Annotated in this window: 13 protein-coding genes; 9 read left to right on the forward strand and 4 right to left on the reverse strand. The window is 50.7% G+C overall.

What is annotated here, in order from left to right; all coding sequences use genetic code 11:
* Positions 1–125 precede the first annotated feature (125 nt).
* From QP938_02445 to QP938_02460, 4 genes are read left to right on the forward strand one after another with little or no spacing between them, the layout of a single operon-like run.
* Positions 126–599 carry a hypothetical protein gene (locus QP938_02445; GenBank protein WIO74785.1) on the forward strand — a complete coding sequence of 158 codons (474 nt, stop codon included), beginning with the start codon at positions 126–128 and terminating at the stop codon, positions 597–599.
* Entirely contained in the window at positions 599–2,728 is a 2,130-nt protein-coding gene (locus QP938_02450; GenBank protein ID WIO74786.1) for a GspE/PulE family protein, read from the forward strand. The genes QP938_02445 and QP938_02450 overlap by 1 nt, the downstream gene beginning before the upstream one ends.
* Before the next feature lie 54 nt (positions 2,729–2,782).
* Positions 2,783–3,571, forward strand: a complete 789-nt coding sequence (locus QP938_02455; protein ID WIO74787.1) for an alpha/beta fold hydrolase — start codon at positions 2,783–2,785, stop codon at positions 3,569–3,571.
* A 45-nt stretch (positions 3,572–3,616) separates the two neighbouring features.
* Entirely contained in the window at positions 3,617–4,396 is a 780-nt protein-coding gene (locus tag QP938_02460; GenBank protein WIO74788.1) for an SDR family NAD(P)-dependent oxidoreductase, read from the forward strand.
* 6 nt (positions 4,397–4,402) lie between these two features.
* On the opposite strand, the gene QP938_02465 is transcribed toward QP938_02460, so the two are convergent.
* Positions 4,403–5,266: a thermonuclease family protein gene (locus QP938_02465; GenBank protein ID WIO74789.1), complete on the reverse strand. Its 864-nt coding sequence runs from the start codon at positions 5,264–5,266 to the stop codon at positions 4,403–4,405.
* Positions 5,223–5,435, reverse strand: a complete 213-nt coding sequence (rpmE, locus tag QP938_02470) for a 50S ribosomal protein L31 (protein ID WIO74790.1) — start codon at positions 5,433–5,435, stop codon at positions 5,223–5,225. Before rpmE ends, QP938_02465 begins: the two co-directional genes overlap by 44 nt.
* Before the next feature lie 137 nt (positions 5,436–5,572).
* Here rpmE and QP938_02475 point away from each other — a divergent pair, with 137 nt between their 5' ends.
* On the forward strand, positions 5,573–7,771 hold the full coding sequence (locus tag QP938_02475) for a primosomal protein N' (protein ID WIO74791.1): 2,199 nt from the start codon (positions 5,573–5,575) through the stop codon (positions 7,769–7,771).
* A gap of 338 nt (positions 7,772–8,109) precedes the next feature.
* Positions 8,110–8,766, forward strand: coding sequence for an SPOR domain-containing protein (locus QP938_02480; protein ID WIO74792.1), 657 nt, complete (start codon positions 8,110–8,112; stop codon positions 8,764–8,766).
* Positions 8,767–8,789: 23 nt separating this feature from the next.
* Here QP938_02480 and QP938_02485 read toward each other — a convergent pair whose 3' ends face one another.
* Positions 8,790–9,404, reverse strand: coding sequence for a trimeric intracellular cation channel family protein (locus QP938_02485; protein WIO74793.1), 615 nt, complete (start codon positions 9,402–9,404; stop codon positions 8,790–8,792).
* A 111-nt stretch (positions 9,405–9,515) separates the two neighbouring features.
* Between QP938_02485 and QP938_02490 the strand changes: the two genes are divergently transcribed.
* The gene (locus tag QP938_02490; protein ID WIO74794.1) at positions 9,516–9,995 is read left to right on the forward strand and encodes a hypothetical protein; all 480 of its coding nucleotides are present in this window, start codon (positions 9,516–9,518) and stop codon (positions 9,993–9,995) included.
* A 92-nt stretch (positions 9,996–10,087) separates the two neighbouring features.
* On the opposite strand, the gene QP938_02495 is transcribed toward QP938_02490, so the two are convergent.
* Entirely contained in the window at positions 10,088–11,845 is a 1,758-nt protein-coding gene (locus QP938_02495) for a PLP-dependent transferase (GenBank protein WIO74795.1), read from the reverse strand.
* Positions 11,846–11,966: 121 nt separating this feature from the next.
* Between QP938_02495 and QP938_02500 the strand changes: the two genes are divergently transcribed.
* Positions 11,967–12,431, forward strand: coding sequence for an Lrp/AsnC family transcriptional regulator (locus QP938_02500; protein ID WIO74796.1), 465 nt, complete (start codon positions 11,967–11,969; stop codon positions 12,429–12,431).
* 271 nt (positions 12,432–12,702) lie between these two features.
* Entirely contained in the window at positions 12,703–13,260 is a 558-nt protein-coding gene (locus QP938_02505; GenBank protein WIO74797.1) for an RNA polymerase sigma factor, read from the forward strand.

Raw genomic sequence — 13,260 nt, forward strand, 5'->3', positions numbered from 1 at the left:
AAAGTGAGCATGGGAATCCACATGACCAAGGCGATCACGGGCATGGAAACCATGGACACAATAATGACAATGAAGGGAATCATGGCAATGGCCATAAAAATAATTAATAGTGGGGTTAAAAAATTATGAGTAATAATGGTGATAGAGATATTAATGATTTAGCTGCCACTGCCGATGCGTTGATTAAAAGTCGTGCTGACGCCCAATCAAAAAGTTCGAATACCAAAAAACGAATTCTTGCCAAGTCTTCAGTGATGCTGCTTTTGGTCGTGGTATTTGCATCAATATTCTATATTCAATACCCAAAAATAGTTGACCCGTTTGATGCGATTACGCTTCAAGCACCTGAAGAGTCGTACTCCCAAGACCTGATGGCAATAGCTCAACAAATTTTTATTTACCATATGGCAACCGGAAGGTATCCGGAGACTTTGACTGAGGTAAATATGCCAGAGTCACTGGCAGAAATCAGTCAGCGATATCAGGTTGTTTATCTCAATCAGCAGAATAATTTTGCTTTGACAATGGGTGCCGAGGGCTATGAGTTCGAGTACCTTAGTTCACGTAACCAGGTAATTACATCAAAGACAGATAGCTAATGGATAATTCAACATCTCCCCTGATCAGGGTCTCGTCAAGTGATGCACCCATTGACGCTCTGAAAAAACTGATTTCTAGTGCATTTCCGGATTGCACAAGCTTAAATACCATAGATTTTAATGGGAGTTATGAGCAAGCCTGGCAAGTCTACTCAAGATTGCTTGGAGTGGACCAGCTGGAGATGGTGAAAAAAATTGCACCACTTGTCGGCTATTCTGTCGTGGAGGACCTGTCTAATGTTCCTGAGTCAGTAGTTGGCTTGCTGCCATTTAATTTTTGCCAGGCAAATAATGTTCTTCCGGTCAAATTGACAGATGCAGGCATTCAGGTAGCAACCGCAAATCCTTTTGATCAAAACGTAGCAGAGCGGGTAAGGTTTTTGGCGAACCGATCTGTGCAGTGGGTGCTGGCTCCACCCGGGCTATTGTCCGATTCAATCCTCTCCCTGTTCAGCAAAAGTGCAGAGCGTCAGGCGTTACCAAATCAAATAAAGATTGATTCTGATCCGGAAAAAAATGAGGATTCAATTGTCAGGCTTGGTCGAGCTTTGCTGGAAACAGCCGTAAAGGAAAGAGCTTCAGATATTCATATTCAGCCATATATGGGCTCTTCAGTTGTGCGCATTCGTGTCGATGGTGAATTGCGGCGTTTAACCGTGTTGACCGACGTGGTAGCTGGTACATTAATTCGGCATATCAAGGCACGCAGTGGTATCGACTCAACAAATACCTTGATTCCCCAGGATGGTCGAATGTCGATGGTGGTCAATGATCGCGACTACGATTTGAGAATTTCCACGCTGCCAGCCAGTCGTGGCGAGCGACTGGTGATTCGTTTGCTGGATCAGGGGCAGGTTATTCGGTTGAGTGAAAGCGGATTTTCATTGGCTGAAGTACAGTTAATGCGACGTCAGATTGCCAGACCTTCTGGTTTGATCGTGATCACCGGGCCTACCGGTAGCGGTAAAACATCGACGCTCTATTCACTATTGTCAGAGCTCAACAGTACGTCTCGAAACATTATTACCGTTGAAAACCCGGTGGAGTATCGCATGCCGGGAATCTCCCAGGTGGAGGTGAATGAAAAGGCGGGGCGGGGATTTGGTGAAGTACTGCGCAGCATACTGCGTCAGGATCCTGATGTTATTTTAATTGGTGAAATTCGAGATACTGAAACGGCAGAAATTGCTTTGCGAGCAGCCCTTACAGGCCATCTGGTGTTCAGCACGCTGCATACCAATGATGCACTGACTACAATCCCACGGCTTCTGGATTTGGGGGTAGAGCCGACGGTACTCTCTGATGCGTTAATTGCGGTCGCTTCCCAAAGGTTATCTCGAAAGCTCTGTGAAAAATGCAAGGTCCCGGTAGCCAAACCCTATTCGCGTATGGAGAAGTATTTTTTTGAATTGACCAAACACTATCCTGGGGCTCGTCCTGTAGGTTGTGAGGAGTGCAGTTATACCGGATACAGAGGACGATTGCCGCTGATGGAACTAATAGAAGTTGATCCTCCTTTAAGAGAGGCAATCAGCAGCAGGGAAATGCGTTTATCCAAGCTTCAGTCAGCTTGCCAGAGTGGCTTGAAATCACTCGCAGCAGACGGCGGTTTGCAAATTATCTCGGGCAACACGACCATCAGCGAAGTATGTAAGTCCATAGGTCATCAATTCTGGTCTGATCTTGCCAACTATTATGGGGCTGGCTTTGACGCTCAGCAGGCAGATCAGTTTTTGGAGTCGATCACCGAGAATGTGGCGGTGGTATTAATCTCCGAAAACCAGGCACAAATTGAAGAGTTAGCTGGAGTTCTGACTCCGGAAGGATACAGTTGTATTGCTACCTCCTCAGCAGAGGAAGCCAATGAAGTATTCAAGCAAAACGACAATGTCAGTTTTGTGATCTTTGACCTTAGCGACAACCTTACATTGGGAGAAGCCATTGAAACCCTGCAAAACGCCGGGAAAGTAATGTACTGGTCGCGCTTGCCTGCTATGGTTTTGGTTCCCGGTTCATTGGCGAACAAAATTGATGATCTGCATGATCATGGTGTGATTTCGCCCTGTTTAGTCAAACCGGCTGCTGCGAAGGATGTGTTGCTGGAGCTTTCCCGACATAAAGCCAGGTAATTTTCCTTTGGCTAGTGATAAAATTTGCGCTTTCTTGTATCCGGAACTCCTGCTATGCCCAATTCCGTCCAGCTCCACAGCCAGATCACCGGCCAGGGTGACAAACATGTCATTCTGGTACACGGTCTGTTTGGTATGTCCGATAACCTGATGGCTCTGGCAAAGGTATTGGAAGATACCTATCACGTGCATCGTCTGGATTTACGTAATCATGGCCGCTCGGAAAGAAGCGACAGCATGGTGCTGACGGATATGGCTGCGGATATTGCTCGCTACATGGAACAGCAACAAATTGCTAAAGCTGTGCTGTTTGGTCACTCCCTCGGAGGTAAGGTGGCTATGCAGTTAGCGCTTGAGCATCACCCGGCGTTAATCGGGTTTGTGATCGCTGATATAGCACCGGTGCAATACGAGTCGCGCCACAACGATGTCTTTAAAGCACTCAATGCTATTGATTTGTCAGCAATAAAAAGCCGCAACGACGCCGATCAGGTAATGGCGGAATATGTAAGTGAAACGAGTTTGCGGCAGTTCTTGCTGAAAAACCTCTACCGAAGTGAAAATCGCGAGTTTGCCTGGAAAATTAATTTACCAGTGCTGACCGAGCGGTACAGTGAAGCGCTTAAACCCCCTCAGGGGGAACCCTGCCAGATGCCCACCCTGTTTATAAAGGGCGAGAAATCAGACTACATCACTACCGAACACACCGAAGTGATCAAGCGACTGTTTCCCAATCTGCACTTTAAAATGATCAGCGACACTGGTCATTGGCTGCACGCAGAAAAGCCGGAACTGTTTAACCGCATTGTGCGGCGTTTTATCGACGAGCAGATAAGCTGGTAAGTATCTTCAGTCCTTTCATGCTTTTTATGGGCTATGGTTTATTGGGTGGCAGATACCAAGAATTACCGGGGCCTAACATTGATTGAGCAATCTTTAAGTGAAAATACCGATGCGCTGATAGTGGGTGCATCCAGCGCAATTGCTCAGGCGCTGATGGAGGCGTTAGCCCAGCGAGGAAGAGTGGAGCGCATTTTTGCTGTCAGCCGCACTCAGCCACCAATAAATTTCAGCAATAAATTGCACTGGCTCGAGAGCGATTATTCTGAACAGAGTATCGAACAGGTTTGCAAACAGCTCAAAAAGGGTTTTCACGCAAAGCTGTCTCTATTGTTTATTTGCAATGGTATCTTGCATGGCGATGAAGTAATGCCGGAACGAAAGCTGGAGTCGTTAAATGCAGATAAACTGGCAGAGGTGTTCAGGGTAAACACCCTGATACCTGCCTTGTGGTTGGGCAAGTTGCCGCAATTACTGGAAAAAGAAATATCCTCGGTGGCAGTTGTTTTCAGTGCGCGTGTCGGCAGTATTGGTGATAATCGGCTGGGTGGCTGGTATAGCTATCGTGCCTCCAAGGCGGCGCTGAATATGCTGGTAAAAACGGCAGCCGTTGAATGCGCCCGACGCTTGCCGAATTGCAAATTAATCGCTTTTCATCCTGGAACAACAGATACACCACTATCAAAACCGTTTCAAAAAACCGTACCTGCGGGAAAACTGTTTGAGCCTGAATTTGTTGCCCAGCAATTGCTGAAAATTATTGCTAATGTGAAAGCGGATGGTGAAGCTGGCTATTTGGATTGGGCGGGGAAACCTATTCCCTGGTAACTCGTTTTAAAGCTCGGTAAAGCCATAGGGGGTTTCCAGCTTGACCCGCCAAGGCTGATATTTTTTACTGCGCGATGGATAAACCCAGCCGCGCACTTCGATTTCGCGCCCCACCCATGCTTCCAGTTGTTTGCGATCAAAACGGTGCTGGTGTTCGCGGTAAATTACGGCGGCGATCTGCTCGCCAAAATTAATCCACCAGGCATTCTTGGTAAAGCTGATGCCGGTTACTTTCCCCTGGATGCGCTGAAACCCACCTTCGGAAACAGTACTGGCCGGAACTGGCTGAATACCATTCGCACTCCACAGATTCAGCTTTTTTTGTCGTGCCTCTTTTTCTGCGTTAGCGAGGCAGTCTGCCTGGCTGAGATTGGGTGGCACAACAACGTGCCAACCAAGCCCTCGACTTAGCAAATAAGCTTCGGCACTTTTGCCATCAAGGTTGTAAATATGGGCGAGGGTACGGCCGTAGTGATCGGTGAGTTCCTGATCGGTGACAAGCAGGGCTTCTTCACCGAGAAATGCTGATAGTTGCTGGCGAGCTTCAAGAGCAAAGGGCTGGTCGGCCTTGCCGTCACGCCCCAATTCCGGAGTATTGATACCAATCAGGCGAACCTTGCGGCCATCGCCCAGTTTCACAGTGTCGCCATCGTAAACCTTGTTGATGGTTACGGTTTCGGTGGTACCTTGTACTGGACAGTCGAGCTGATCAAGCCTGCTTTCGGCGGAGCAGCCAAAACCGCAGAGCATAAAAAAAGCGCCGAGGGCGAGGCCCGCAGCGCTTTTTTTGACCGGCTCCAGAAAGTTGGAGAACACGGTAGGAATATTACTTGCTGGAACGTGAACCGAAACGCTTCTTGAAGCGATCAACACGGCCACCAGTAGAAGCGGCTTTCTGCTTACCAGTGTAGAACGGGTGGCAGGCAGAGCAAACGTCCAGGTGGATGTCACCAGAACGAGTGGAGTTTACTTCGATAACGTTGCCACAGCTGCAGGTAGCTTTCAGCAGGCCGTAGTTCGGATGGATATCAGCTTTCATGATAAATGCCTCAAGTGTCTTGCATACCGCCACCTGGTCACTCAGACTCTCGGTCTTATCGCGCCGGGCACCGTATGCCTTAAAATCGGATCGCGGATACTACTCGTAAAGCAAGATAAAAACAAGCCTGAGATTACATGTATTACCAGATCGCCGTGCCGTCGCCCCTGAGGCGCACCTTTGATTACCTGCCTCCAGCTGGGGCTCATGCCATATTGCAGCCCGGCGTGCGTGTACAGGTGTCATTTGGCCGCCGTACAGTGGTTGGGTTGGTGATGGGGTACCGCGATCAAAGCGAGCTTCCAGACAGCAAGCTCAAATCTATAGAGGCTGTGCTGGATGTTGAGTCGTTGCTGCCAGCGGACTTGTTTGAGCAGTTTCAATGGGCCGCGCAATACTACCAGCACCCTGTTGGCGACGCGCTGCTGCAAACCCTGCCGGTATTACTGCGCAAGGGCGAGGCTCTTCCCAAGCGCAGCGAGCAGCGCTGGCGGCTCAGTATTCATGGTGGCGGCTTGCCGGAAGGGGCGCTGAAGCGGGCACCACGTCAGCAGCAGTTGCTGGCCCTGTTGCAACAAAACGACTCGGTTAATCGCCAGCAGTTAGACAGTGCAGGAGTTACTCGGGATGCCCTCAAGGGATTGGAAGGTAAAGGGCTGATCGAGTCATTTGAGGTGAAACCTCAGGCTCCCAGTCAGCCGGAAGAGAACCTGTTGGCCGAAACTCCGCTGTCACTGACCGACGACCAACAGCAGGTGATGGCAGGCATCGAGCTGCACGGCTTTCACAGTTATTTATTGCAGGGTGAAACCGGTAGCGGCAAAACCGAGATTTACCTGCAGGCCATCGAAAAGGCGCTTCGCTACGGTCGGCAAGCGCTGGTTCTGGTGCCAGAGATCAGCCTGACTCCACAGACGGTAAAACGTTTTCAGAACCGCTTTCATCGCCCGCTGGCAGTGATGCACTCCGGCATGACCGACCGTGAGCGGCTTATTGCCTGGGATATGGCCCGCACCGGCGAAGCGCCAATAGTGATTGGCACGCGCTCAGCGATATTTACTCCGCTGAAAAATCCCGGTGTGATTATTGTTGATGAGGAGCACGATCCTTCCTTCAAGCAGCATGAAGGGTTCCGTTATCACGCCCGTGACTTGGCGGTGGCAAGGGCCCACAGGGAACAGATTCCTGTGATTTTAGGCAGTGCTACACCTGCACTGGAAACTCTGCATAACGCCAACAGCGGGCGCTACCAGAGGCTGGTATTGAAGGGGCGGCCCGGTGCTGCCAAGCCGCCAACATGGCAGGTGCTGGATATTCGCAAGCAGCAACTCAGTGCCGGGATCAGCCTTGAGTTGAACCATGCCATTGGAGCGGAGCTGGCAGCGGGCAACCAGGTGCTGGTGTTTCTGAATCGTCGCGGCTTTGCACCGACCCTGATGTGTCATGACTGCGGCTGGAGCGCCGAGTGCCACCGCTGTGACGTGCGTATGACGGTGCATCGCACCGACCATAAACTCTGGTGCCACCACTGTGACCATCAACAGCGAATTCCGGTGGAGTGCCCCAACTGTTTCAGTCATCAGTTGCAATTTCTGGGGCAGGGCACCGAGCGCGGTGAGGCCGAACTGGGATTGCTGTTCCCCAATTATCCGGTGATCCGGGTGGACCGGGATACTACCCGCCGCAAGCAGGCGATGCAGTCGGTGGTGAAAGAGGTAGCTAAGGGTGAACCCTGCATTTTGGTGGGCACCCAAATTCTCGCCAAGGGGCACCACTTTCCCGATGTTACTTTGGTGGCGATTCTGGATGCTGATGGCGGTTTGTTCAGTGCTGACTTCCGTGGTGCTGAGCGAATGGGACAGCTGATTACCCAGGTGGCTGGTCGAGCTGGTCGTGGCGATAAACCTGGCCGAGTGATCCTGCAGACCCATCACAGCGACCATCCGTTGGTGCAGATACTCACCCAACAGGGCTACATCGCGTTTGCCGAGCAGCTATTGCGAGAGCGTGAATTGGCCCAGATGCCACCCTATGGTTTTCTGGCGCTGCTGCGCGCCGAGGCCAACAGTGCTGACCTCGCCTGGCAGTTTCTCAGCGAGGCTCGACAGTTGGCAGAGTCGCTGCAGCCACCCAGTAATGACTGTAATTATCTGGGGCCACTTCCTGCACCGATGGAAAAACGCAGTGGCCGCTATCGTTTTCAGTTGAGTCTTACCTTTACTCACCGCCCGGTTTTGCAACAACTGCTCAGCATTTGGTGCGAGCGACTGGCGGAGTTGCTAGTGGCCAAAAAGGTGCGTTGGTCCATCGATGTCGATCCACAGGATATGATTTAGGCTGTCATCCTGAGCGTAGCGAAGGATCTCTGGTTTTGTCTGCATCGGACTTTTTGAACCCGCCCAATCCGCTGCCTGACAGGCCACTCCTCATAGTACCCACAAATCGTCGTGACCTGTCACACTACAAGAAGAGCTACTTTGGAAACTGACTCCGTAGAGTGAGCCGCGCGCACCGCGAGTTGTTCCTTCTCTCATCCTGTGTGGCTTTCAATGAGGGATGGTGGTTTATGTATCAGTTGGTCAAAGTTTGTAAGTTTTAGGCAAGTTTGCTTTAGCTTTTATTGTTATCATCACGCTTGAACTACTTGTTACACATAATAATCAGTAAAGAAACCATGAGCCGCGATTACGCCAGATCATCCAGTAATTCCAACCGTCGCAAACCAAGCAGGCCAAATGCCCGTCGTGCGCCAGCAAAGAAGAGCCAGAAAGGGAGCAGCAAAATGTTCTGGTTTCTGTCTGGTGGCGCTGTAGGTGCTCTGGTGACAGCGATGATTCTGCAGCCGGAAATGCGCGAAGACGTGACCGATATGGTGGCTGATATGGTGCCGACGCAGAAGTCAGACAAGCCAGCGGACAACAAGCCAAAATTGGTCTTTTATGAGCGCTTGTCAGAAGACGAAGTGCGTATTCTGGAAGATGAGGTTGCTCGTCAGGAAGCTGCCCAGGTTACAAGGCCTGTTAATTCTCCAAAGCCAGAAACCAAGCCAATTGAAATAGCACAGCCGACTGATTCAGCAGGGCAGAGTGGCCAGCCGGTTTATATCTTGCAGGCAGGCTCCTTCGCTACTCACGACGATGCCAGTGGCCGTCGTGCGCAATTGCTTTTGATGAACCTGGATGCCTCCATCGAGAAGGGTACTATCCAGTCCGGTGCTACCCGTTATCGAGTTATGGTTGGTCCTTTCGCCAATCACAGTGAGATGGCGCGAGCCCGTTCCACACTGAGCGCCAATGGCATTGATACCCTGCCGCTGAAAAGGAAGCTCTAGCAGTCTGCTAGGGCCCCACAGTCTCAGTCCAGCCCGGCGTGAGAAGGGATGCTAAGGTTGCGTGTAATTGCCAGTGCTCTCACAGTAAATGCTGCCAGACAACCAATCAGTACCGCAATGGAATTGGGGAGCCCCGTTAGCTCGGCAGTAATGCAGTAGCCTAACGCACCAGTCAGTGATGCGGTGATATAGATTTCCTTCTGAAAAATGATTGGCACTTCATTAAGCAGGGTGTCCCGAATTACGCCCCCAAAGCAGGCACTGAACACTCCCATAATGGCTGCCACCGGAATGCTAACCCCCAGTACCAATGCCTTTTGGGCCCCCAGTACGCTGAATAGCGCCATACCTACCGCGTCCGCCCACAGCAGTGCCTTGGTGCCGCGGTTTACAAAGCGGGTGGCAAAATAGGTAAATACCGCTGCACATCCGCATATCGCCACATAGTGCCACTGCTCTACCCAAAACACCGGCAGGTTTAAAAACAGATCCCGCAATGTGCCGCCGCCTATTCCGGTGATACAACCGACAAAAATAAAGCCAATGATGTCCAGTCGGTGCCTGGCGGCCAGTAGTGCGCCAGAAGCGGCAAAGGCGGCGGTTCCGGCAAAATCGATCAGGCTGATCAGGTTTATCATTGTTAATCCTGTTATTGGGTGCACAGTTTGTCCGTGACATTGGCCACGGCTTGTTGTTGGTCACAGCAATATACTGGCAGTGTTAAAAACTGTCGACAACAGAGGTGAACCATGAAGAAAAGACTGTTTTGTATCGCCGTGCTTGGCCTTTCCAGCGGGGCACTAAATGCTCTGGCGGACTCTGATAGGCTCACCGAACGGAAAATTGCCGCTGCGGTCGAGGTTGTCGATATTCTGTTTGGTGACAAAGAGCGTAGAGTATTCACCGACTACGGGCATGAATACTATTACGAGGAAGAGTCACACCACGAAGGTAAAAAAGGTAAAAAGGCCAAATCCCTGCCACCCGGTTTGAGAAAAAAACTGGAGAGAGGAGGTGAATTGCCTCCAGGCTGGCAGAAAAAGGTCGCTCGTGGCGAAGTGATTGATGCCGACCTGTATGGTCAGGCTTGCCCTTTGCCGGCAAGCATTTACTCCCGCCTGCCAGCTCAACCTGTAGGTACTGAGTTGATTCAGCTGGAAGACCGGATTGTGAGAATTATCCACGATACTCGTGAAGTTCTGGATGTGTTCAGATTGGTAGCCAGATAAACTTCAACTGCAATTTAATGCTGAGTTACGTGAAAGGGCCGCTGAAAACAGCGGCCCTTTTTTTAGCTGAAAGTTTGTTGTGACTTCAGTATCTACGATAACAGCGAGTCCACATACAGCTCGTGTCGCTTCATGTAGGTCTCCTTGATCAATCGGTCCACATCCTCTTCCTTCATAAGCTGATCACTGAAACCGGGAACTACCGGATCTATAGCCAGTTTAGCGGCGGCGGCAAAATGAGTAATCAGGTCTTTGGGGTTTTCACAGCCCAGGGAGATACGGACAGTTGTAGGGTAAATATGGCCTTTTTTCTGATCCTCTTCGCTCAGCTCAGAGTGTGTGGTCAAACCCGGGCAGCTGACTATGGTATTGGTCTGCCCCAGGCTGATCTGGTGAGAGTAGGCAGGCTCCAGTGAGTCAAAGAAGCGCTGGAAACAATCCTTGGGAATACTGCCCATATCAAAAGTAAACAGTGGTGCTGGCAGTCCGTGAGAGAGGAGTTTCTCTTTCAGTTCAAAGTTCGGGCTTTCCGGTAAGGCATTGCAGTTGACTCTAATGCCAGGGTGGGCTCCAAAATATTTAGCGAGAATTTCGGTATTGATGCATTTGTTGATCATTCGCAGGTTAAGGGTGCGCATGCCTTGTAGTACTTCGTACGCCGAGTCTGCGGAGAGGAAGGCGCCCTTAATGTAATAGACATTCCAGAACATGGTGTTTTCCCAGCCCGGCATGCCTTTGGGAATAAACATATCTTCGTTGCGGGCGATCACGCCGCCGGCGATTACCGAGCCGGTGCCGGTCAAATCCTTGGTGTAACTGTGAATCATAAAGTCCGGGCGACACTCCGGGTCCGGGTGTTGCATGGGTTGCTGCAGAACCGGGGTGCCCACAGTGGCGTCGATAATCACACGTATTCCCTCGGCATGGGCCGCTTTACAGAGCGCCGGCACATCCAGAACGTAGCCGTGCGGATTGCAGGGCGACTCGATATACAGATAGGCCTGCTTGCCGTTAGCCAGACGATCGGCGTACTTGGTCTTGGCCTCGCGCCAGCACGCCATAAAGTCCTCTGCGCCAAAGCCATCGTACTGCTCGACACCAATGTTGAGGTTGGACGGCTTGGCGAACCAGTCGTGAATCAGTTGGTGAGCACCGCCGTAGATATTGCGGCTGGCGATCATCACATCTTCATGGCCGAGTACGTGGGACAGGGTGCCGTCGATAGCCGCCATGCCACTGTTGTAGTTCCAGGCCATGTACTCACCCGCATATGGGCCGCATTCCAGGTCGACGATGTGGTTGGCCAGAGAAATCGAAGTCGGGTTCAGCAGGCGCGAATAGATTTGCAGCATGAACTCTTTGCCTTGAAATGCGTCGGCGATCCATTCGGCGCAGGCAAAGGTGTAGGTAGCTGTGCGAGCGATTACCGGCGTGGCAGAGAACAGCGCGGTTACATTGTCGATGATCGGGTAGGTGCAGCGTGCGGCATGGGTAGCTCCGGATTCACCGAGTTCCTGGTAGCTCTTGCGAAAGCTGTTCTGGAAGTTATCGAGAATCTTGGCGATCTGGAACGAGATGAATTTCTTGGCATTGAATAGGGCGATGCGGTCACTGCGGTCCAGCTCGCGCATGCTGGCTTGAGCCATTTTCCAGACTTCATCAATACCGCCTTGGCACAGGTAGAGATTTTGAGCCACTTTAGCGAGGCCGCAGCCCAGTTCAGAGTCCGGATTGATCTGGAAGTGCGCCAGCTGTTCGTTTACCAATTCATCAATGCTTCCGGCCTTGCTGCTGTTGCGGACAGGGGAAAGCCCCCGTGCAGGCTCTAATTCAATGCCGCCGTCCAACATAATTCTTCTCCTGATCTTTGTTTTATTGGTTAATTTCTATAGTTATGGACTCATCCTAATATTCGATTTAATCTTTAATTTAAGACCGAATTAAATTCAGAAAGTTGTGGGGAAGAGGGGTATGGATCGAATTGACTTCGAAATAGTGCGGCTATTGCGAAAGAATGCACGGATGTCCAACAAAGAGATTGCAGAACAGGTAGGTCTGGCGCCGTCTACCTGCTTGTCGCGAATGCGCTTTTTACGGGCCAGTGGGATAGTGAAGGGGTATCGCGCCGAAGTGGATGCGCCGACGATTGGCATAGAGGTTCAGGCAATGGTGGCCGTTAAACTGGCCCGTCATTCCCGCAACGAGGTTGAGGCATTCCGCCAGCATTTGCTGGGGTTGCAGGAGGTGCTAAGGGTTTATCACACCAGTGGCGCCAGTGACTTTCAGGTGCAGGTTTGTGTTCGCAATACAGGACACCTGAGGGATTTTGTCCTATCTGCTTTTACCGAACGATCTGAGGTGGCTCATATTGAAACCTCTTTGATCTATCAGCAGTGGGATAGCTGGGAGTTGCCGGAGTATTGTGTGGAGGGGTGAGCGGATTTGGTGAAAAAGGGTCTTTATTTGTTAAAATTTCGGTTCCAAGTTCCGTGGATTATCTTCCTAATATCCTTTGATTCTAAAGCTCCTCCTGTTTCTGTATTTCTGGCTCTATAGATCCGACAAGAGTCATCTCCTTTCCTGTGCGTAACTTCTGTCTTTATAGACTAAGTTTGTAGGGTACCCCTTATTGGCATGCGTTAACTGTGGGTCTATTCCCTCAACCATAGGTGATTTGGCTCAAGTGACATCATCGATAGAGAGCAACGTGTATTACCTTAATGGTCGACCACGAGAAACTCGAGAAGAAGTGCTCGAACGGCTGTTCAATGAGCATGGATCGGCGCTGCGCGGGTTTTTGCGGGCGCGGATCGGCTCATATGTTGATTTAGACGACATTATTCAGGAGCTGTTTCTGAAGCTGGCTGGTATGGAGGATCTTGATCAGCGTGTTGGTCCCCAAAGTGGCAGTAATCGCGCATTTCTTTTAACCACAGCCAACAACCTGATGGTCGATATGGAAAGGCGCAATGCAACCCAGTATCGATACACGTCTGAGTACGGGATAGAGCAGAGAGATATTCACAGTAGTGATGCTCCTGAAACTATTGCCCAGGCAGTAGAGGAATTGGATATCGTGAGGCGAGCCATTCTCGATATGCGCCCCAAATGGCGCAGAGCATTTGTGTTGCACCGGTTTGAGCATAAAAGTTATCGCCAAATAGCTGAGGAAATGGGGGTTTCAGTCAAGCAGATCGAAAAATTGATCTCATCTGCACTCACCCGAATTAGAGCTGCAGTTCAAGAACAGGAAAGCAAGGATTAA

Source organism: Porticoccaceae bacterium LTM1, assembly GCA_030252795.1.
Taxonomy (GTDB): Bacteria; Pseudomonadota; Gammaproteobacteria; order Pseudomonadales; family Porticoccaceae; genus SCSIO-12696.